At 60.4% G+C, this 20,945-nt stretch carries 22 protein-coding genes and 1 tRNA gene; 20 read left to right on the top strand and 3 right to left on the bottom strand.

All coding sequences use genetic code 11. The features are described 5' to 3' along the window. Positions 1 to 4: 4 nt before the first annotated feature. From CPH57_RS16740 to rbsK, 10 genes are all read left to right on the top strand, one after another. Positions 5 to 328, top strand: coding sequence for a BrnT family toxin (locus CPH57_RS16740; RefSeq protein WP_071845113.1), 324 nt, complete (start codon positions 5 to 7; stop codon positions 326 to 328). Further along, positions 291 to 608: a BrnA antitoxin family protein gene (locus CPH57_RS16735; RefSeq protein WP_016929995.1), complete on the top strand. Its 318-nt coding sequence runs from the start codon at positions 291 to 293 to the stop codon at positions 606 to 608. Before CPH57_RS16740 ends, CPH57_RS16735 begins: the two co-directional genes overlap by 38 nt. A gap of 381 nt (positions 609 to 989) precedes the next feature. Beyond that, complete coding sequence (locus CPH57_RS16730) at positions 990 to 1,808, top strand: DeoR/GlpR family DNA-binding transcription regulator (protein ID WP_096242574.1); 819 nt, start codon at positions 990 to 992, stop codon at positions 1,806 to 1,808. A 48-nt stretch (positions 1,809 to 1,856) separates the two neighbouring features. Continuing rightward, positions 1,857 to 2,840 (top strand): substrate-binding domain-containing protein, encoded by a 984-nt coding sequence (locus CPH57_RS16725; protein ID WP_025304134.1) that lies wholly within the window; start codon positions 1,857 to 1,859, stop codon positions 2,838 to 2,840. A 2-nt stretch (positions 2,841 to 2,842) separates the two neighbouring features. Beyond that, positions 2,843 to 4,360 carry a sugar ABC transporter ATP-binding protein gene (locus tag CPH57_RS16720; protein WP_046687756.1) on the top strand — a complete coding sequence of 506 codons (1,518 nt, stop codon included), beginning with the start codon at positions 2,843 to 2,845 and terminating at the stop codon, positions 4,358 to 4,360. Next, positions 4,353 to 5,339 (top strand): ABC transporter permease, encoded by a 987-nt coding sequence (locus CPH57_RS16715; RefSeq protein ID WP_025304132.1) that lies wholly within the window; start codon positions 4,353 to 4,355, stop codon positions 5,337 to 5,339. Before CPH57_RS16720 ends, CPH57_RS16715 begins: the two co-directional genes overlap by 8 nt. A 10-nt stretch (positions 5,340 to 5,349) precedes the next feature. After that, a complete protein-coding gene (locus CPH57_RS16710) occupies positions 5,350 to 6,384 on the top strand; it encodes an ABC transporter permease (RefSeq protein ID WP_046687755.1) in 1,035 nt (344 codons plus the stop codon). Positions 6,385 to 6,414: 30 nt separating this feature from the next. After that, positions 6,415 to 7,086, top strand: coding sequence for a D-allulose 6-phosphate 3-epimerase (gene alsE / locus CPH57_RS16705; protein WP_033644765.1), 672 nt, complete (start codon positions 6,415 to 6,417; stop codon positions 7,084 to 7,086). Positions 7,087 to 7,096: 10 nt separating this feature from the next. Next, positions 7,097 to 8,005, top strand: coding sequence for an allose kinase (alsK, locus tag CPH57_RS16700; protein WP_046687754.1), 909 nt, complete (start codon positions 7,097 to 7,099; stop codon positions 8,003 to 8,005). Continuing rightward, a complete protein-coding gene (rbsK, locus tag CPH57_RS16695) occupies positions 8,002 to 8,928 on the top strand; it encodes a ribokinase (protein ID WP_046687753.1) in 927 nt (308 codons plus the stop codon). The genes alsK and rbsK overlap by 4 nt, the downstream gene beginning before the upstream one ends. Before the next feature lie 40 nt (positions 8,929 to 8,968). Here the strand turns inward: rbsK and CPH57_RS16690 are convergent, their stop codons facing one another. Beyond that, positions 8,969 to 9,577, bottom strand: a complete 609-nt coding sequence (locus CPH57_RS16690; protein ID WP_046687752.1) for an HD family hydrolase — start codon at positions 9,575 to 9,577, stop codon at positions 8,969 to 8,971. 183 nt (positions 9,578 to 9,760) lie between these two features. Here CPH57_RS16690 and CPH57_RS16685 point away from each other — a divergent pair, with 183 nt between their 5' ends. Together CPH57_RS16685 and CPH57_RS16680 are read left to right on the top strand one after the other, a co-directional pair. Beyond that, a complete protein-coding gene (locus CPH57_RS16685; RefSeq protein ID WP_033644772.1) occupies positions 9,761 to 10,435 on the top strand; it encodes a hemolysin III family protein in 675 nt (224 codons plus the stop codon). A 150-nt stretch (positions 10,436 to 10,585) separates the two neighbouring features. Next, positions 10,586 to 11,083, top strand: coding sequence for a DUF2165 family protein (locus tag CPH57_RS16680; RefSeq protein ID WP_033644774.1), 498 nt, complete (start codon positions 10,586 to 10,588; stop codon positions 11,081 to 11,083). 38 nt (positions 11,084 to 11,121) lie between these two features. On the opposite strand, the gene ygfZ is transcribed toward CPH57_RS16680, so the two are convergent. Then, positions 11,122 to 12,114, bottom strand: a complete 993-nt coding sequence (ygfZ, locus tag CPH57_RS16675) for a tRNA-modifying protein YgfZ (protein ID WP_047573794.1) — start codon at positions 12,112 to 12,114, stop codon at positions 11,122 to 11,124. A gap of 320 nt (positions 12,115 to 12,434) precedes the next feature. Between ygfZ and sdhE the strand changes: the two genes are divergently transcribed. Both sdhE and CPH57_RS16665 read left to right on the top strand, forming a co-directional pair. Continuing rightward, the gene (gene sdhE / locus CPH57_RS16670; protein WP_019455657.1) at positions 12,435 to 12,701 is read left to right on the top strand and encodes an FAD assembly factor SdhE; all 267 of its coding nucleotides are present in this window, start codon (positions 12,435 to 12,437) and stop codon (positions 12,699 to 12,701) included. After that, positions 12,682 to 13,104 (top strand): protein YgfX, encoded by a 423-nt coding sequence (locus CPH57_RS16665; protein ID WP_042785308.1) that lies wholly within the window; start codon positions 12,682 to 12,684, stop codon positions 13,102 to 13,104. The genes sdhE and CPH57_RS16665 overlap by 20 nt, the downstream gene beginning before the upstream one ends. 65 nt (positions 13,105 to 13,169) lie before the next feature. Here the strand turns inward: CPH57_RS16665 and fldB are convergent, their stop codons facing one another. Further along, positions 13,170 to 13,688, bottom strand: a complete 519-nt coding sequence (gene fldB / locus CPH57_RS16660) for a flavodoxin FldB (RefSeq protein ID WP_033635825.1) — start codon at positions 13,686 to 13,688, stop codon at positions 13,170 to 13,172. Positions 13,689 to 13,794: 106 nt separating this feature from the next. Between fldB and xerD the strand changes: the two genes are divergently transcribed. The 6 genes from xerD to CPH57_RS16630 all read left to right on the top strand — a co-directional run bounded on the left by xerD (position 13,795) and on the right by CPH57_RS16630 (position 20,190). Continuing rightward, entirely contained in the window at positions 13,795 to 14,694 is a 900-nt protein-coding gene (gene xerD, locus CPH57_RS16655) for a site-specific tyrosine recombinase XerD (protein ID WP_033644935.1), read from the top strand. Between the two features lie 26 nt (positions 14,695 to 14,720). After that, positions 14,721 to 15,437, top strand: coding sequence for a bifunctional protein-disulfide isomerase/oxidoreductase DsbC (gene dsbC / locus CPH57_RS16650; RefSeq protein WP_042785306.1), 717 nt, complete (start codon positions 14,721 to 14,723; stop codon positions 15,435 to 15,437). A 6-nt stretch (positions 15,438 to 15,443) separates the two neighbouring features. Then, positions 15,444 to 17,177, top strand: coding sequence for a single-stranded-DNA-specific exonuclease RecJ (gene recJ, locus CPH57_RS16645; protein ID WP_096242573.1), 1,734 nt, complete (start codon positions 15,444 to 15,446; stop codon positions 17,175 to 17,177). A 166-nt stretch (positions 17,178 to 17,343) separates the two neighbouring features. Continuing rightward, positions 17,344 to 18,442, top strand: a protein-coding gene (prfB, locus tag CPH57_RS16640; RefSeq protein WP_096242572.1) for a peptide chain release factor 2 whose coding sequence is annotated in 2 segments (ribosomal slippage) — positions 17,344 to 17,418 and positions 17,420 to 18,442 — 1,098 coding nt in all. Because the reading frame shifts where the segments join, the coding sequence is not laid out codon by codon here. Between the two features lie 9 nt (positions 18,443 to 18,451). Next, the gene (lysS, locus tag CPH57_RS16635) at positions 18,452 to 19,969 is read left to right on the top strand and encodes a lysine--tRNA ligase (protein ID WP_004931697.1); all 1,518 of its coding nucleotides are present in this window, start codon (positions 18,452 to 18,454) and stop codon (positions 19,967 to 19,969) included. 147 nt (positions 19,970 to 20,116) lie between these two features. Continuing rightward, positions 20,117 to 20,190 (top strand) — tRNA-Gly (locus CPH57_RS16630). Positions 20,191 to 20,945 lie beyond the last annotated feature (755 nt).

The following is a 20,945-nucleotide window of genomic DNA, read 5'->3' as shown; positions in this document are numbered from 1 at the left end:
AAAAATGTATGTTTATTTTGAATGGAATCAGGATAAAAATCACAGTAACCAGCGCAAACACCGTGTCAGTTTTGAGATAGCGCAACGGGTTTTTCTGGATCCCAACCATTTGGCTGTGCTGGAAAGGATCGAGGATGGAGAAGAACGTTGGCAAACGATCGGTATGGTCGGATCCTGTTTGCTGTTGCTGGTGGCACATACGACGATCGAAACGGATGTCGAAGGCGATACAGTAGAGATCGTGCGTATCATTTCAGCACGCAAGGCCGATGCCAAAGAGAGGGGAAGATATGAAGCGCAAAAATTCCGCCAAAAATCTGGCCCATAGCGTACTCCCGCCGTTGACGGAGGAGCAGAAAGCGCAAATTGCTTCACTGAGTGCGTTGCCGGACGAGGGAATCGATTATGCCGATGCGCCGGCGCTGGGGGAAGAAACGTGGCAGACTGCGGTTCAGGGGCGTTTTTATAAGCCGATGAAAGTATCAAAAACCATCCGAATCGATGCGGATGTGTTGGCTTGGCTTCAGCGACCAGGCAAAGGCTATCAGAAACGCCTGAACGCCGTGTTGCGTGAGGCGATGTTGAAAGAGCATGAGCACGAGGAATAATTTGTGTCAGGCGGCTAACGATCCGGTGAGATTCTCACCGGATTTTTTTTGCTGTTTTTTCAGGTAATGCGTTATCAACGCCGGCTGTCTCCTTGCGGCGCTCGGTCAAAACCACACAAACGGTCATTAACGGTCATGCCGCGGAACGTGGAATTGTGACCGTTTACCGTTTCTCTCCTGTCTGTCTCAGGCGGTCGCGCATCATAACTGTCTGTTACTCCACACTTTCGTAATTATTCATTTCATTTCCTTCCCGATTTTTTTGACAACTATCACAGCGCGAGCGTTGACCGATCGCGGGGCGATGCGCTTTGCGTCTGCGCGCAAAACGCGGCGCGGCAAATCGATATCGTAATCATCGTCGTGGAGGAGAAAAGAAACATGCTGCCTGTAGAACGTCATCGCTTTATTACCGAAGTCTTGAGCCAGCGCGGCCGCGTGATGGTGCAGGAGGTGGCGCAGCTGTGCCACATCTCTATCGAGACGGCGCGGCGTGATCTGGCCCTGCTGGAACGGCGCGGCCTGCTGCTGCGCAGCCACGGCGGCGCGGTCTTCGTCGAGCCGCCGGCGGTGGAAAAAACCTATGTGCCCGCCGAGATAGATCAGGGGGAGTCCTTCCGCCAGCGCAGCAATGAGTCGCCGGAGCAGAAGACGCGCATCGCCAAACGCGCGCTGGAGTTTATCGCGCCCGGGGATTGCCTGCTGCTGGACAGCAGCTCCACCAGCTGGTTTTTGGCGCGCCAGCTGCCGGATATCTCGCTGGTGGTGCTGACCAACTCGCTGCACATCATCCAGACGCTGGCCTGCAAGGCCAACGTGCGCACCATCGGGCTGGGGGGCGAGTATTCCGCCAAGTACGAGGATTTTATCGGCGTGCTGGCGGAGCAGATGCTGAAAGAGTTCGTGATCAACAAGCTGTTTTTCTCCTGCCACGGCATTTGCCAGGACGGCGGCATCCGCGAGAGCAATGAGCACCATGCGCGGCTGAAGCAACAGATGCTGCTGGCCTCGGAGCGCAAGTTCCTGCTGGTGGACAGCAACAAGTTCGGCCGCCGCTCGTTCGCCCGCATTTGCCATTACCGGGAAATAGATACGCTGATCACCGACAGGCTTGGCGATGACGAGTTTCGTCAGGAATTGGCCTGGAACAACGTCGATGTGATTGAAGTTTCACCCGTCGCGAAAAGGGCGGCGCGATAACAACAACGAAAACCTTTTATTACAGCCAACACTTGTGGAGAGAGAACAATGAAAAAATCCGTACTGGTCGGTCTGTTTGCCTCGCTGCTGCTGTCGGTCTCCGCGCAGGCGGCGGACAAGCTGAAAATGGGCGTGGTGGTGAAGATCGGCGGCATTCCCTGGTTCAACGCCATGGAGGCCGGCATCAAAAGCGAGAGCGCCAAACGCGGCATCGACGCCTGGATGGTCGGGCCGACGGCGGCGGATCCGGCGCTGCAGGTGCGCGCCATCGAGGATCTGATCGCGCAGAAGGTGGACATCATCGGCGTGGTGCCGAACGACGCCCGGGTGCTGGAGCCGGTGCTCAAGCGCGCGCAGGAGGCGGGCATCAAAGTGATCGTGCACGAGTCCCCCGGCCAGAAGTACGCCGACTGGGATTTTGAGCTGGTGGACGCCTCGCAGCACGGGGTCAACCACATGAAAGCGCTGGCCGCCTGCATGAAAGAGCAGGGCAAGTACGCGGTATACGTCGGCAGCCTGACGGTGCCGCTGCACATCACCTGGTCGGACTCGGCCATCAATTACCAGAAGCAGCACTACCCGAACATGCAGCTGGTGGGCGACAAGTTCGGCGTGGGGGAATCGCTGGATGACAGCGTGCGCACCACCAACGATCTGATGGCCAAATATCCCGATCTGAAAGGCGTGCTGGCGTTCGGTTCGCAGGGGCCGATCGGCGCCGGGCGCGCGGTGCTCAACCGCGGCAAAAGCAACGATATCTGCGTCATCGGGCCGTTCAGCCCAGGGCAGGGCGCTTCGCTGGTCAATCGCGGCGCCATCAAGGGCGGTTATATCTGGAACCCGATGGTGGCGGGCGAAGTGTTCGTGCGCATCGCCGACATGATGCACAAGGGCGAAAAAATCACCGATGGCATGACCATCGAAGGCATGGGCAAGGTGCAGGTGGATGCGCAGCAGCACACCATTCTCGGCAATGCCACCGAAAGCCTGGATAAGCAAAACCTGCCGAAGCTGGTGAAGATGGGGCTGTAATCATGGCGATTTCCGGCAATACGGCAACGAGGGGCGCGCCGCTTATCGAACTGCAACAGCTGTCGATGACCTTCGGCGGGCAGCGCGCGCTGAACGATATTTCATTGGCGCTGATGCCGGGGGAGGTGCACTGCCTGGCCGGCACCAATGGCTGCGGCAAGAGTACGTTGATCAAGGCGATCGCCGGCGTGTATCAACCGGATGACGGCAGCCGCATTACCTTCGATGGGCAAACCTTCGGCCGGCTATCGCCGGATCAGGCGCGCGCCTTCGGCATTCAGGTGATCTATCAGGATCTGTCGCTGTTTCCCAACCTGACGGTGGCGGAAAACATCGCCTTTGAGCACAACCTGCACGGGCTATTGGGATGGCACCGCCCGGCGAGGCTGCGGCGCACCGCCGAGCGCCTGCTGCAGGAGCTGAATTTCAATCTCGATCTCGACAAACCGGTGGCGGAACTGCCGATCGCCCAGCGCCAGCAGGTGGCGATCTGCCGCGCGCTGGTGGCGCAGGCACGGCTGGTGATCATGGATGAACCGACCGCCTCGCTGACCCGCACCGAGGTCAATCAGCTGCTGCGCACGGTGGATTATTTGAAAGCGCAGGGCATCTGCGTGGTGTTCGTCAGCCATCGGCTGGACGAGGTGCTGGAGATCTCCGATCGCGTCACGGTGATCCGCGACGGCAACAAGATCGGCACCTGGCCGGCGGCGGAGATCACCGGCGATCGCCTGACCGAATTGATGACCGGCCTGACGCTGGACTATCGCCTGAAGTCACCGAGCATGAATAAGGATCGGGTGATGCTGGAGGCGGATCGTCTCAGCCGCGCCGGGCAGTATCACGATGTCAGCTTCCGCCTGCATCAGGGCGAGGTGCTCGGGCTGTGCGGACTGCTCGGCTCCGGGCGCACCGAGCTGGCGCTGAGCCTGTTCGGCATGACCCGGCCGGACAGCGGCAAGCTTTACCTCGACAGCAAACCGGTGCGCTTTCGCGGCCATGAGGACGCGATCAAAGCCGGCATCGGCTACGTCTCGGAGGATCGCCTGACGCTCGGCCTGGTGCAGCAACAGTCGGTGGCGGACAACGCGGTGCTGACCATTCTCGATAAGCTGCGCGGGCGTTTTCGCCTGATTGACGACTACCGCAAGAATCGCATCGTCGCGGAGTGGATCGCCAAACTTGGCGTGCGGGTGGCGGATCCGGAGCAGGCGGTTTCGACGCTGTCCGGCGGCAACCAGCAAAAGATCGTGTTGGCCAAGTGGGTGCTGACCCAACCGCGGATCCTGATCCTCGACTCGCCGACCGTCGGTGTCGACGTCGGCGCCAAGGCCAGCATCTACCAACTGATCCATCTGCTGGCGCAGGAGGGGATCGCGATTCTGCTGATCTCCGACGAGGTGCCCGAGGTGTATTACAACTGCGATCGGGTGCTGCACTTCAGCGGCGGCAGCGTGATCGGCGAGTACCTGCCGGAGCAGGTGAGCCAGCAGCAGCTGGCGGAGGCGGTTAATGCGTAGATTCAGTCTGAAACCGCGCGGCAACGAAGGCTACCTGGCCTGGGTGCTGCTGCTGACGGTCATCGTCTTTTCGCTGCTCAGCGATCAGTTTTTGACGGTGCAAAACCTGCTCGATCTCAGCGAAAGCTACGCGGTGAGCGGCATATTCGCCCTCGGCCTGTTCGTGGTGCTGGTGACCGGCGGCATCGACATTTCCTTCGCCGCAGTCGCCTCGGTGGTGCAGTACCTGATCGCCACGCTGGCGACGCATTATGGCCTGGCCAGCCCGGCGGGCAGTATTTTGCTGGCGTTGGCGATCGGCGCCGCGCTCGGCATGGTCAACGCGCTGTTGATCTACTGCCTGCGCATCGTCTCGATCATCGTCACCATCAGCATGCAGGCGTTGTTGTTCGGCATGCTGATGTGGCTGACCAACGGCCGCAGCCTGTACGCATTGCCGGACTGGTGGACGCTGCCGCGCAGCGTGCTGCCGTTCCAACTGGGTGAGCAGAGCTATCAGCTCGGTTTGCCGACGCTGGTGATGCTGGCGGTGGCGCTGCTGACCTGGCTGCTGCTGAACAAAACGCACCTCGGGCGCCAGCTGTTTGCCGTGGGCGGGGATGCGGAATCGGCGCGGCGCATCGGCATTCGCGTCGGCCTGCTGCATCTGTTCGCCTATGGCTATCTGGGCGCGATGGCGGCGATCGGCGGCCTGGTGCAGGTGTATCGCATGGGGGAAGTGGTGCCCAACGCGCTGGTGGGCGGCGAGCTCGACGTGCTGGCGGCGGCGGTGCTGGGTGGCGCCAGCCTGAACGGCGGCAAGGGCAGCGTTGTCGGCACGCTGATGGGCGTGTTCCTGATCGGCGTGCTGAAAAACGGCCTTAACCTGATCGGCGTGTCCAGCTACTTCATGAACGTGGTGATCGGTCTGGTGATCGTCGCGGCGATCACCGTCACTCACTACAAGAAACGCAAAGAAACCGACGTTGGTTTCGCCTGAGGAGCGCTTGATGGGCAACAACCTGAAATTTCGTCTGGACGGGGCCGCCGTCGGTTTGCTGGCCTTGCTGCTGGCGGTGGTGCTCGCCTTCAGCCTGCTGATGCCGGGGCGCTTCTTCAGCGGCGCCACCTTCACCAGCGTGGCCTTCCAGCTGCCGGAGCTGGGCCTGCTGACGCTGGCGATGTTCATTCCGATCCTCAGCGGCGGCCTGAACCTGTGCATTATCGCCAGCGCCAACCTGACCAGCCTGCTGATGGCCTGGCTGTTCATCAGCTACCTGCCGGCGGACGCCGGGCTGGGCTTGCAGGCGCTGTGTCTGGCCTTGGCGCTGGCGGCGGCGATGCTGCTGGCCGGGCTTATCGGCGCGGCGACCGGCGCACTGGTGGCCTACGTCGGCGCGCACCCGATTTTGGTGACGCTGGCCACCATGACCACGGTCAACGGCATCGGCATCTACCTGACGCGCGGCGCAGCCCTGAGCGGCATGCCGGAGATCGTGCGGTTTATCGGCGCCGAGAGCGTGCTGGGCGTGCCGGTGCCACTGTGGATCTTCCTGGCGGTCGCCGCCTTGCTGGCGCTGTTCCTGCAGAAAACCCGGCTCGGCAAATGCATCTACATGAGCGGCAGCAACATCAACGCCACCCACTTCAGCGGCGTGAATACCCATCGGGTGCTGATCGCCATTTACACCCTCTCCAGCCTGCTGTGCGTCATTGCCGGGCTGGTGATGATGGCGCGCTTCAACTCGGCGCGCATGGGCTACGGCGACTCTTACCTGCTGCTCACGGTGCTGGCGATCATTCTGGGCGGCACCGATCCGTTCGGCGGTTTTGGCCGGGTCAGCGGCGTGGTGCTGGCGCTGATCGTGCTACAGGTGATCGCGACCGGTTTGAATCTGATGAACGTCAGCCCGCATTTCAGTCTGGCGATGTGGGGCGCCGTGCTGATCGCGGTGCTGGCGCTGAAGTTTTTCCGGCATCGCTATCGGCAGCGGCGGGCGATGCGCCGCAGCGCGGCCCAGGCCAGAACCGCGGCGGGCCACTGATCCTTTTCCCTTTTGCGCAGGATAACGCTAATGAAATACCAGATTTCGCCTTCACTGATGTGCATGAACCTGATGGATATCCGCCAGCAATTGGCGGTGCTGAACCGCCGCGCCGATATGCTGCATATCGACATCATGGACGGGCATTACGTTAAAAACATCACGCTGTCGCCGTTCTTTATCGAACAGATCCGCCCGCACACTTCGTTGTTGCTGGATGTGCATCTGATGGTGGAGAACCCGACCGACTTTATCGAGCCAATCGCCCGCGCCGGCGCGGACTTTATCTGCCCGCACGCTGAAACCATCAACCGCGACGCGTTTCGGGTGATCAATCAAATCCGCGCGCTGGGCAAAAAAGTGGGGGTGGTGCTGAACCCGGCCACGCCGGTGGAGTTTATTCGCCACTACCTTCACCTGCTGGACAAGGTCACCGTCATGACCGTCGATCCGGGCTATGCCGGGCAGCCGTTCATTCCCGAGATGCTGGAAAAGATCCGCCAATTGCGCGATCTGAAAAGCCAACAAAATCTGCGCTATCTGATCGAGATCGACGGATCCTGCAACCAGCGCACTTACCGCGATCTGATGGGTGCCGGTGCAGAAGTGTTGATCGTCGGCAGCTCCGGGCTGTTCAATCTCGATCCGGATCTGGAGACGGCATGGGAAAAAATGCTGGATCAGATGCGGCAGGCGGCCTGAGGCGGGGGACATGATGCGGTATTTTCTTGGCGTTGACGTCGGCGGCACCAATACCCGCCTGCTGTTGATGGATGATGAAGGTGAATTCAGCGGTTACCGCAAGATAGCGACCGCCGACTGGGCGCGGCAGGCCGATCCGCTGGCGGCGTTGGGCCGGCTGATCGCCGGGCATTGCCAAGATCGTCAGGTGGCGCAGGTGATGCTGGGGCTGCCGGGGATCCTCAGCCGCGATCGCTCACGGGTGCTGTCGCTGCCGTTTATCCCGGCGCTGGACACTCAGCCGGTGGCGGCGCTGTTGGCCGATTTGCTGGCGCTGCCGGTGCGAATGGACAAGGACGTCAATCATCTGCTGTGGTGGGATCTGCAGCAGCTGCCTGCGTTGCCGCAGGTGGCGGTCGGGCTGTATCTGGGCACCGGCATGGGCAACAGCCTGTGGCTGAACGGCGATTTTTACCACGGCGCGCACGGCGCCGCCGGCGAGCTGGGGCACATTCCCTGGCCGGGCCATCAGGGCGAATGCCCGTGCGGTAAACGGGGCTGCGTCGAGAGTCTGACGTCCGGTCACTGGCTAACCGGCTGGGCGCGCGCCAACGCGGCGCAAACGCCGTTCGACCGGTTGTTCGAACGCCACGGCGATCATCCTGATCTGCAGCGCTTCGTCGAGCGATTGGCGCAGACCATCGCCGTCGAAATGAACGTGATCGACCCCCAGCGCCTGATCCTGGGCGGCGGCGTGATCGCCATGCGCGGTTTTCCGCTGGCGCGGCTGGAGCAAGAGATCCGCCGTCATCTGCGCGCGCCGCAGCCGGCGCAGGGGCTGACGATCTCCGTCAGCCGCCTCAGCGATGAAACCGGCAGCAAAGGCGCCTGTCTGGCCGCCCGGCGCCACCTCCAATTGAGCAGGGAGTACCAGCAATGAAAGGCAAAGTCTGCGTGTTCGGTTCGTTCAACCTGGATATCGTCGCCGGCATGGCGCGCTTTCCGCAGCCCGGCGAATCGCTGATCGCCCGCAACAGCATGATGGGGGCGGGCGGCAAGGGTGCCAACCAGGCGACCGCCGCGCTGCGCGCCGGAGCGCGGGTGCATTATATCGGCAAGGTGGGACGCGACGACTTCGGCACGTTCGCCCGGCGCCACCTCGCCGCCGCCGGTTTCGATGCGGTGACGCTGTTCTCTACCGGCGATTGCCCCACCGGCAATGCGCTTATCTACGTTGCCGGCGAGGATGCGGAAAACATGATCGCCGTCGATCCCGGCGCCAACCTGACGGTCAGCGAAGACGAGGTGCGTCAGTGCCGGCCGGCGATCGCCGCGGCGGATATTCTACTGACTCAATTGGAGAACAACCTGCCGGCGATCGAGCAGGTGATCGCCATTGCCCGCGAAGCGCAAACGTTCATCATACTCAACCCGGCGCCGTTTCAGCTGGTGCCGGACAGCCTGTTGGCGCAGGTCGATCTGCTGACGCCCAACGCCACCGAGTGCACGTTGCTGACCGGCGTGCCGGTGCGCGATGTGGCTTCGGCGCGCCAGGCGGCGCAGGTGTTGCACGCCAAGGGCATTCGTTTGCTGATCGTGACGTTGGGCACGCAAGGGGCGTTGTTCTCGGACGGGGAAAACAGCGAACTGATCCCGGCGTTTCCGGCACAGCCGAAAGACACCACCGGCGCGGGCGATGCGTTTAACGGCGCCTTGGCGGCGCAACTGGCGAATCAGGTGCCGTTAGCCGAGGCGGTGCGCTTTGCCGCCGCCTATGCGGCGGTCTGCGTGGAGCGCGCCGGTGCGGCGGGATCGATGCCGAGCTATGAGGAGGCGTTGGAACGCCAACGGACGTTCGCGTGACGATAACGGGCTGCGGCGCGGAGGCGGCAGCCCGGTTCCCCTATTTCAACCAGCCTTTGCGCTGCGCGTCCCGCAGATGTTGCTCCAGGTGGCGCCACAGCTCGGGATGCACGTCGGCGATCGCCGCATTGCGCGACAGTACCTGCTCCAGGCTGATGCCGTTTTCCACCCAGCTCTGGCCTTCGTTGTGCAGGTTCATCAGCATCGGCATGGTGCGATCCAGCAGCAAGGCGAAGCGGGCATCGGCGCTTTCGCCATCTTCATACTCCTGCCATAAAGCGGTGAAATACTCGCGCTGTGTCTGCGGCAGCATGCCGAACAGACGGCGCGCCGCCGCCACTTCCTGATCGTGGATCGCCGCGCGGGCGGCCAGATCGTAGACCAGTACGTCACCGGCGTCGATTTCCACGATGTCATGCAGCAGCGCCATCTGGATCACGCGCTGAATGTCTACGTCATCACCGGCGTACGGGGCCAGGCTCATGGCGGCGATGGCGAAGTGCCAACTGTGTTCGGCGGAGTTTTCCTGGCGCTGGATGCCCAGCACTTTGGTGCGGCGTTGCACGCCTTTCAACTTATCGATTTCCATCAGGAACTGGATGGCCTGGGTCATTGAACCGAAATCTAACGCGGGTACAGCGGATGACATGGTGTAAACCTCAAGGTGGGTGGGTTGAAGCCTGACGATTGTAGACCACCGGGCAGGGGATTTCGATGGTTACACGCGTTCACATTTTTATTTTAGCGTACACGTGTACACTGGAATTATTCTCAGTTAAGCTGCTTTGCGTTAATTTCGAACAAAGCAGGGCATTTTGAGGGGTTGCGCGTTATGGGGAAAACGGACGTAGTGAAAGCCGGGACCAATAAGATTGTCGCCGCGGCTTATCCGTGGGCGGAAGAGATCGCCAACAGCATCAGCCACGGCATCGGGCTGGTGTTCGGCATCGTCGGCCTGGTGTTGCTGTTGGTGCAGGCGGTGAATACCGGCGCCGATGCGACGGCCATCACCAGTTACAGCCTGTACGGCGGCAGTATGATTCTGCTGTTTCTCGCTTCCACGCTGTACCATGCGATTCCGCACCAGAAGGCCAAGCATTGGCTGAAAAAGTTCGATCACTGCGCCATTTATCTCCTGATTGCCGGCACTTACACACCGTTTTTGCTGGTGGGGCTGGATTCGCCGCTGGCGAAGGGATTGATGGCGGTAATCTGGGGGTTGGCGCTGCTCGGCGTGCTGTTCAAACTGGCCTTCGCCCACCGTTTTGAAGCCCTGTCGTTGGTGACCTACCTGACGATGGGCTGGCTGTCGCTGATCGTGATTTATCAGTTGGTCACGCGGCTGGAGGCCGGCGGCGTCACCCTGCTGGCGATCGGCGGGGTGGTCTATACCCTGGGCGTGATTTTCTACGCTTCCAAGCGCATTCGCTTTGGCCACGCCATCTGGCACGGCTTCGTGCTCGGTGGCAGCGCCTGCCATTTCATGGCGATCTACCTGTACGTCTAAGCGTTGCCGCTACGTCTGAATGCGTATTGAACTGGCGCCTCTTTTGTTTTAAAAAAGAGGCGCTTGCTTCTTTCGGGTATCCAGCAAGCCCGTTCCTTCATTTCTGAGCCCGCATACCGTTTCTTTAACCTCTGTTCAGGACTCACCAAGATGATCGTTCGCTTATCCAAAGCGCTGCTGGTCTGCGCTATCGCCTTGTTCGCTTCGCTGGTCGCCTTCGGCAACATCACCGACTACGGCTCCAACTTCGCCTTTGTGCGCCATGTCTTTATGATGGACACGATTTTCCCCGACGCCACCATCGGCTATCGCTCGATACAGACGCCGTGGCTGCATCACGCCGGTTATATTTTCATCATCGCGCTGGAAAGCCTGACCGCGCTGCTGTGCTGGATCGGCGGCCTGCGACTGTTGGGCGGCCTGAAACTGCCCGCCAGGGCCTTCAACGGTCGCAAAAAGCTGGCGGTGGTCGGCCTGACGCTGGGCTTCCTCACCTGGCAGGTCGGTTTCATGTCGATAGGCGGCGAGTGGTTCGGCATGTGGATGTCGAAGCAGTGGAACGGCGTTCCCGATGCCTTTCGTTTCTTCATCACCATCATTTTGGTGCTGATTTATCTGGTGCAGCGCGACGGGGAGTTGGACGAGTAACGAAGATGGCCGCAGGCAGGGCGCCTGCGGCCGACGGATTATTTCTCTTCGGCCAGCGAGTAGGGCAACGGTTTGATCGCCAACTGGCTGGCGGCATCGTCGCGTACCCGCAGCTTGCTGTCGGCGTCCAAATCGTTGTTCATCACCACCTGCACCCACAGCGTGCCGTCGGCCAATTGGCTCGACGCCAGTACGGTGCCGGTGCGGCGCCAGTTTTCACCCAGCTGCAGCTCCAGATCTTCCGCCGCCTGCGGGGCGCGAGCGGCTTTACCTTCCAGCCAGTAGAGCGCGCGTTTGTTGGCGCCGCGGAATTTGGCGCGCGCCACCATCTCCTGGCCGGTATAGCAGCCCTTGCTGAAGCTGATGCCTTCCAGCGCCTGCAGGTTGGTGGCCTGCGGGATCAGCTGCGCGCTGTTGGCGGCGTCGATAATCGGATAACCGGCTTCGATCTCCAGCGCCAGCCACTGGCTGCTGTCATTCAGTTCCGCCTGATCATGCAGTTTGCCGATCAGCTGTTCGGCCACGGCGGGGCGGGTCACCAGCAGAAAACGTTCCGCCGGCGCAGCGAAGTGCAGCAGCGTGGTTTCGCCTTCCTGCACCACCGGGTGCTCGGCACTCGGCAGCGTGGCGAACAGGCCCGCCAGCGCGGCGCGCGCCTGGAAACCGGCGACCCCCAGCAATACCGCGTCATTATCGGCGGCGATGGTGACTTTGGAAAACACCGCATATTTTTTGATTTCAGCCAGTTGGCTGTCCAGCACGCTGCGGCGCTCCAGATAGGCGAAGCCTTCGCCACGGTGGAACAGACGCAGGTTGCTCCACATTTTGCCCTTGGCGTCGCAGTGGGCGCACAGCACGTGTTGATCGGCCGCCAGCGCGTCGATGTCCGCCGTCACCTGGCCCTGGAGATATTTCACCGCGTCCGGCCCGTTCAGCGTCACCAGCGCCCAATCTTCCAGCGAGATCAGCGTCAGGGGCAGATGGGTGGAAGCGGAGGGCTGACGGGGTGGGAATGGAATGTTATGCGCCATAGTAAGTTCCTGCTCAACGTTTAGCTTACCTGAAGGGTATTGAACCCATGGTAAAAGAGGCGGCGGGCTTTGCAAACTGTTATTCGCGCCGCGGCGCCGGGGAGCGCTTTTTTTGGCATTTTGCGCTTTATTGCGTTTTCCGCCACAAAGCGCCTTCCCGGCGTGTATGTCAAATTGTTACTCTATAGGCTTGCGGCCAGGGCACCCTTGCAGACAGATCCCCGGTTGATGGAATTATATTGCGACGGCGTTGCCATACAGTGTGTCATTTGAACCCTGCGCTGGCGCTGCCGCGCTGAAAAGAGGTGAGTCATAACAACATGGATATTAACAACAAAGCACGTATTCACTGGGCTTGCCGTCGTGGCATGCGCGAGCTGGACATCTCCATCATGCCGTTCTTCGAATACGAATACGACAGCCTGAATGACGCGGACAAGGCGCTGTTCATCCGTCTGCTCGAGTGCGACGATCCCGATTTGTTCAACTGGCTGATGAATCATGGCGCGCCGCAGGACAGCGAGCTGCAAAGAATGGTGACCCTGATCCAAACGCGAAATAAAGATCGTGGCCCAGTGGCGATGTGATATCCGCATTTCCTGGCGCACCCAGCTGTTCTCTCTGTTGACCCACGGCGTCCTGATCCTGCTGATCCTGATTTCGCCCTGGCCGGAAGGCTTTGGTCCGCTCTGGCTGGTGTTGCTGACGCTGGTGGTGTTTCAGTGCATTCGCAGCCAGAAGCGCATCGCTGCGGTGCAGGGTGAACTGCGGCTGCTGGCGGACAGGCGTTTCAGCTGGCACGGCCGCGAGTGGCGGCTGGCGAAAAAGCCCTGGATGCCGGGCTACGGCCTGCTGCTGACGCTACAGCCTATGGAGGGCAAAAAGCGCCGTCGGCTGTGGCTGGCTTCCGACTGCATGAGCAAAGAGGAGTGGCGCCACCTGCGGCAGCTGTTGCTGTATCCGCCGGCGGGTGACGGCGAACAAGACTGATAGGGGGCGCCGGCGCGAATCATGTCGCCGGCGCTCGGCGTTTGGGGAAGATCGCCCGATAGCGGCTACAGCAGCGGCTCCATTTCCAACAGGATCTGTTCGCACCATTGCTGCAGGCGCTCTTCGCTCAGATCGTATTGGTTGACCTCATCGAGCGCCAGGCCGACGAAGTGTTTGCCGTCGGCGCTCAGCGGTTTGGGGCTGGTGAACTCGAAGCCCTCAGTTGGCCAGAAGCCGATGAACTGCACGCCCAGCGGTGCGATGTGATCGTGCAGCATACCCAGCGCGTCGAGGAACCACTCGCCGTAACCGAGCTGATCGCCCATGCCGTACATGGCGACGATCTTGCCTTTCAGATCCAGCGCCGGCAGTTGCGGCCAGATCGCTTCCCAGTCTTCCTGCAGTTCGCCGAAATCCCAGGTCGGGATGCCGAGGATGAGAATGGAATAGTCCTCCATCAGCTTGGGCGAGACGTCTTTCAGGTTGTGCAGGTCGACCAGGTCTTCACCCAGAATCTCACGGATTTTTTCTGCCGCCATCTCGGTGTAGCAGGTGCTGGAGCCGTAAAACAGACCAATCTTCATGTGTAAACCGTTACGTTGCTGTTTAGAGAATTGCAGCGAGTATACCTGATTTGCGTCGGCTTAAGGCATAATGGCGCGGGTGGAAATGCAACGAAGAGAGGACCGCGTGCAACAGCAAGACAATGCGCTGATTGAACAATTCCTGGATGCGCTGTGGCTTGAGCGCAATCTGGCGGAAAATACGCTGGCCTCCTACCGGCTGGATTTGCAGGCCCTGGGCGCCTGGCTTGGCCAGCAAAACACCGACTTGCTGCAGGCGCAGGCCTTGGATCTGCAGGCGTTTCTCGCCGAGCGGGTGGACGGCGGCTACAAGGCCACCAGCTCCGCGCGCTTGCTGAGCGCCATGCGTCGCCTGTTTCAGTATCTGTACCGCGAAAAGCTGCGCGCCGACGATCCCACCGCGCAGCTGGCTTCCCCGAAGCTGCCGCAGCGTTTGCCGAAGGATCTGAGCGAGGCGCAGGTCGATGCGCTGCTGCAGGCGCCCTGCGTCGATCAGCCGCTGGAGCTGCGCGACAAGGCGATGCTCGAGGTGTTGTACGCGACCGGGCTGCGGGTCTCTGAGCTGGTGGGGTTGAACATCAGCGACGTCAGCCTGCGTCAGGGCGTGGTGCGGGTGATCGGCAAGGGCAACAAGGAGCGGCTGGTGCCGCTGGGCGAAGAAGCGGTCTACTGGATCGAAAATTATCTGGAGCACGGGCGCCCGTGGCTGGTCAACGGCCAGACGCTGGATGTGCTGTTCCCCAGCAACCGGTGTCAGCAAATGACCCGACAGACGTTCTGGCATCGCATCAAACACTATGCCATCCTTGCGGGCATCGACAGCGAGCGTCTGTCGCCGCACGTGTTGCGGCACGCGTTCGCCACCCATTTGCTGAACCATGGGGCCGATCTCCGTGTCGTACAGATGTTGTTAGGCCACAGCGATCTCTCGACCACGCAAATTTATACTCATGTAGCGACCGAACGACTGAAACAGCTACATCAACAGCATCACCCGCGCGCCTGAGCGGCGGGTTCGAAAGGATTGGAACAATGAAAAAAGGTTTAATGCTGCTCTCTCTGCTGGTGGCTTCGGTGGCCGGCGCCGCCCATGCCGATGACGCGGCGATCAAAAAAGCGCTCGCCAGCCTGGGCATTCAGCAGGCGGACGTGCAGCCTTCGCCGGTCAACGGTCTGAAAACCGTGCTGACCGACAGCGGCGTGCTGTACGCCTCCGAAGACGGCAAGCACATCCTGCAGGGCCCGCTGTTCGACGTCAGCGGCAAAGAGCCGGTCAACGTGACCAACCAACTGCTGAGCACCAAGATGGAAGCGCTGAAAGATCAGATGATCGTTTACAAAGCGCCGAAAGAGAAACACGTGATCACCGTGTTCACCGATATCACCTGCGGTTACTGCCACAAACTGCATCAGCAGATGAAAGAGTACAACGACCTGGGCATTACGGTGCGTTACCTGGCGTTCCCGCGCCAGGGGCTGGCTTCCCAGGCTGAAAAAGACATGCAGTCGATCTGGTGCACCGCCGACAAGGCCAAGGCGTTCGACGCCGCCATGAAGGGCGACGCCGTTTCTCCGGCGACCTGCAAAACCGACATCAGCAAGCATTACGAGCTGGGCGTGCAGTTCGGCATTCAGGGCACGCCGGCCATCATCCTGGAAAACGGCATGATGATCCCGGGCTATCAGGGGCCGAAAGAGATGGCCGCCATGCTGGACGCGCATCAGGCCGCCACCAAAGCCGGTGGTTAATCGCCGGTGAGTATCAAAACGCAACTACGCCGCCGCCCGGCGGCGGACGACACGCATCTGCCCGCCAGTTTGCCGCCGCTTCTGCGTCGGCTTTACGCCCTGCGCGGCGTGCAGGCTGAGCAAGAGCTGGAGCGCGGCGTTAAGGGCATGCTGCCCTGGCAACAGCTGGACGGCATCGACGACGCCGTCAGCCTGTTGCAGCAAGCGCTGGCCGACGGTCGCCGCATCATGGTGGTGGGCGATTTCGACGCCGATGGCGCCACCAGCACCGCGCTGACGGTGCTGGCGCTGCGCAGCATGGGCGGCGCAGCCGTCGATTATCTGGTGCCTAACCGTTTCGAAGACGGTTACGGCCTGAGCCCCGAAGTGGTGGAGCAGGCGGCGGCGCGCGGCGCAGAACTCATTGTTACCGTCGATAACGGCATCTCCTCCCACGCCGGCGTCGACGTGGCGCACGCCAAAGGCATGCAGGTGCTGGTGACCGATCACCACCTGCCGGGCGAGACCCTGCCGGCGGCTGAAGCGATTGTTAACCCCAACCTGCGCGGCTGCGCCTTCCCGTCCAAATCGCTGGCGGGGGTAGGCGTGGCGTTCTACCTGATGCTGGCGCTGCGCGCCCGGCTGCGGGACAGCGGCTGGTTCGAGCAGCGCGCGCTGGCGATGCCGAATCTGGCGGAACTGCTGGATCTGGTGGCGCTCGGCACCGTGGCCGACGTGGTGCCGCTGGACGCCAACAACCGCATTCTGGTGTATCAGGGGTTAAACCGTATTCGCGCCGGCAAATGCCGACCGGGCATCCGCGCGCTGCTCGAAGTGGCCAACCGCGACGCCCGCCAACTGGCGGCCAACGATCTCGGTTTCGCCCTCGGCCCGCGGCTCAACGCCGCCGGCAGGCTGGACGACATGTCGATCGGTGTGGCGCTGCTGCTGAGCGACGACATCGCGCAGGCGCGCATGCTGGCCAACGATCTCGATGCGCTGAACCAGACGCGACGCGAGATAGAGCAGGGCATGCAGGTGGAAGCCCTGCAGCTGTGCGATCAGCTGGAGCGCACCAGCACCGAGCTGCCTTACGGGCTGGCGATGTATCATCCGGAATGGCATCAGGGCGTGGTGGGCATCCTCGCTTCGCGCATCAAAGAGCGTTTCCACCGTCCGGTGATCGCTTTCGCGCCGGCGGGCGACGGCATCCTGAAAGGCTCCGGCCGTTCGGTGCCCGGCTTGCACATGCGCGACGCGCTGGAGCGGCTGGATATGCTGAACCCCGGGCTGATGATGAAGTTCGGCGGCCACGCGATGGCGGCCGGGCTGTCGCTGGAAGAGGCCAAATTCGACGAGTTCCGCCAGCGTTTCGGCGAGCTGGTGGGCGAATGGCTCGATCCGGCGATGTTGGAAGGGGTGATCTGGTCCGATGGCGAACTGGCGATGCAGGAGCTATCGCTGGCCACGGCGGAGCTGCTGCGCGAGGGCGGCCCGTGGGGCCAGGCGTTCCCGGAACCGACCTTCGACGGCAAGTTCCGCATTCTGCAGCAGCGGCTGGTGGGCGAAAAACACCTGAAGCTGATGGTGGAACCGCTCGGCGGCGGCCCGCTGCTCGACGGCATCGCGTTCAACGTGGACACCACGCTGTGGCCGGACAGCAGCGTGCGCGAGGTCGAACTGGCCTACAAGCTCGACGTCAACGAGTTTCGCGGCAACCGCAACGTGCAGCTGCTGATCCAGCATCTTTGGCCGCGCTGAGGCGAAATTGAACACAATTCGGGGATTGGGCTCTCCAATCCCCTGCATCCTTCCCGATCGCCACAAAAACTGACCAACTCGCTATAAACTGCCGCCCGGATCCGTTAGAATTAGCGGTTCCAATGGCATTCCGCCATCGACGACATCAACGTAAAAGAACGAAACCATGTTTGAAATTAACCCGGTAAAAAACCGAATTCAGGACCTGTCCGAGCGGACTGCGGTTCTTAGGGGGTATCTTTGACTATGATGCCAAGAAGGAACGCCTAGAAGAAGTCAACGCCGAGCTGGAACAGCCGGACGTTTGGAACGAGCCGGAGCGCGCACAGGCGCTCGGTAAAGAGCGCGCCGCGCTGGAAGCCATCGTTGAAACCATCGATCAGCTGGAGCAGGGCGGCGAAGACGTCGGCGGGCTGCTGGAACTGGCTGTGGAAGCCGACGATGAAGAAACCTTCAACGAAGCGGTCGCCGAGCTGGATCAACTGATGAGCAAGCTGGATCAGTTGGAATTCCGCCGCATGTTCTCCGGCGAATACGACAGCGCCGACTGCTACCTGGATATCCAGGCCGGTTCCGGCGGCACCGAAGCGCAAGACTGGGCCAGCATGCTGCTGCGCATGTACCTGCGCTGGGCCGAAGCCAAGGGCTTCAAGACCGAAGTGATCGAAGAGTCCGACGGCGACGTCGCGGGCCTGAAGTCTGCCACCATCAAGATCATCGGCGACTACGCGTTCGGCTGGTTGCGCACTGAAACCGGCGTGCATCGCCTGGTGCGCAAGAGCCCGTTCGACTCCGGCGGCCGTCGCCATACCTCGTTCAGCTCGGTGTTCATCTACCCGGAAGTCGACGACGATATCGATATCGAAATCAACCCGGCGGATCTGCGTATCGACGTGTACCGCGCCTCCGGTGCGGGCGGTCAGCACGTCAACAAAACCGAATCCGCCGTACGTATTACTCACCTGCCAACCAACATCGTGGTGCAGTGCCAGAACGACCGTTCTCAGCATAAGAACAAGGATCAAGCGTTTAAACAGCTGCGAGCCAAGCTGTACGAGTTTGAGATGCAAAAGAAAAATGCTGATAAGCAGACGATGGAAGACAACAAGTCCGACATCGGCTGGGGCAGCCAAATCCGTTCTTACGTGCTGGATGACTCCCGCATCAAGGATTTGCGCACCAACGTCGAAACGCGTAACACGCAGGCCGTACTGGATGGCGACCTGGATAAATTCATTGAGGCAAGTTTGAAAGCCGGGTTATGAGGAATAGAAATGTCTGAACAACAAGTACAGGGCGCCGATCAGGCGCTGGATCTCAATAACGAACTGCAGTCCCGTCGCGAGAAACTGGCCGGCCTGCGTGAGAACGGCATTGCGTTCCCGAACGACTTCCGTCGCGACTCCACCTCCGACAAACTGCACGCCGCGTACGGCGATAAAGACAACGAAGAGCTGGAAGCGCTGGGCGTAGAAGTGACCGTCGCCGGCCGCATGATGACCCGCCGCATTATGGGCAAGGCATCCTTCGTTACGCTGCAGGACGTGGGCGGCCGCATTCAACTGTACGTCGCGCGCGACGATCTGGCTGAAGGCGTGTACAACGAGCAGTTCAAGAAGTGGGACCTGGGCGATATCCTCGGCGCGCGCGGCAAGCTGTTCAAAACTAAGACCGGCGAACTGTCGATCCACTGCACCGAACTGCGTCTGCTGACCAAAGCGCTGCGTCCGCTGCCGGACAAATTCCACGGCCTGGCGGATCAGGAAACCCGTTACCGCCAGCGTTACCTGGATCTGATCGCCAACGAAGAATCGCGCAACACCTTCAAGGTGCGTTCTCAGGTGATGTCAGCTATCCGTAACTTCATGGTGGAACGCGGCTTCATGGAAGTCGAAACCCCGATGATGCAGGTGATCCCGGGCGGCGCGTCGGCGCGTCCGTTCATCACCCACCACAATGCGCTGGATATCGACATGTACCTGCGCATCGCGCCGGAACTGTATCTGAAGCGTCTGGTGGTCGGCGGCTTTGAGCGCGTGTTCGAAATCAACCGCAACTTCCGTAACGAAGGCGTTTCTCCGCGTCACAACCCAGAGTTCACCATGATGGAACTCTACATGGCTTACGCGGATTACAAAGACCTGATCGAGCTGACCGAGACGCTGTTCCGCACCCTGACCGAGAAAGTGCTGGGCACCTCTCAGGTGCAGTACGGCGACGAAGTGTTCGACTTCGGCAAGCCGTTCGAGAAGCTGACCATGACCGAGGCGATCAAGAAATACCGTCCGGAAACCGATCTGGCTGACCTGGCCGACATGGGCAAAGCGGTGGCCATCGCTGAATCCATCGGCATCAAGGTTGAGAAGAGCTGGGGCCTGGGCCGCGTCGTGACCGAGATCTTCGAAGAAGTGGCGGAAAGCCATCTGATTCAGCCGACCTTCATCACCGAGTACCCGGCTGAAGTGTCGCCGCTGGCGCGCCGCAACGACGTGAACCCGGAAATCACCGACCGCTTCGAGTTCTTCATCGGCGGCCGTGAAATCGGCAACGGCTTCTCCGAGCTGAACGACGCCGAAGACCAGGCGCAGCGCTTCGCCGATCAGGTGAACGCCAAAGACGCCGGCGACGACGAAGCGATGTTCTACGACGAAGACTACGTCACCGCGCTGGAGCACGGCCTGCCGCCGACCGCCGGTCTGGGCATCGGCATCGACCGTATGGTGATGCTGTTCACCAACAGCCACACCATCCGCGACGTGATTCTGTTCCCGGCGATGCGCCCGCAGAAATAATCGCGTTTAGCGTGCAACAACCGGTGCGGGCAACTGCGCCGGTTTTTTTTCGTCTGCGGGACTTAACCGCTTAAAACATCGACAGTTACGCGCCATCTCCGCTTGCCCGCCGCCGATAACCGGTTATAATGCCTGTCGCACACCGATGCGGGTGTAGTTCAATGGTAGAACGGCAGCTTCCCAAGCTGCATACGAGGGTTCGATTCCCTTCACCCGCTCCAAAATTTCCTTATAAATCAAATAATTGATTTATAAGCGCTTCCAGCATAGTTGGTTTCTCACCTACAATGCTTTTAGCCCCATTGAACTACACCCGTAACTGTCACTGTTTGGTGTGTGGTTGATCTGTGTGCATATCAAACCGTCGGCGGTCGTTCCAATGTCTTACCGCGATAGCAAAACAAGAAAACTTAGCCCCGCCGTAGGCTCTAAATACTCACAGAAAGCTCATAGCAAGGCGCATTTAAGCCCGATGTCTCTAAACAGGTTCATGGTGGTTTTCGTCCCTGCACACGATATGCAGGCTCTGCCAGCGTTTCGGCCACGCTTCCCTAATGGGATACACGGTTATCCTGATAAGTCTTTGCTATGAGTAGATCACTGATGCTGTCGCTCCGCTTTGTGTGTTACCACCAACGGGGTTTTATGGCTGCTATGGGGAAATTCCAGGCAATAAAAAACCCCGCCAAGTTATGACGGGGCTGAATCTGATGAGAATTACTCTCTAATCTCCAACCTCTTTGCATCCTTTGCATCCTTTGCATCCTTTACACCAACAGCGGCAATGAAATTGGCCTAGCAACACACCCCACATAAATTTCGTTAGAACGCATAACAAAAACGTCAATATACTGTTTTTACTGGATAAATTAATCTCTTATTTGGACGTGCACTGAAGAGGGGGCAGGAGGACTACGGTACATTTCAGGTTATTTTTTATACATTCAATCTTGCTTTTATCTTTATTTGTTACTAT

It is taken from the genome of Serratia sp. JKS000199, from assembly GCF_900215455.1.
Taxonomy (GTDB): Bacteria; Pseudomonadota; Gammaproteobacteria; order Enterobacterales; family Enterobacteriaceae; genus Serratia; species Serratia ureilytica.
Note: the sequence above shows the minus strand (reverse complement) of the source record. Positions and strands in the feature narration are given on the sequence as shown.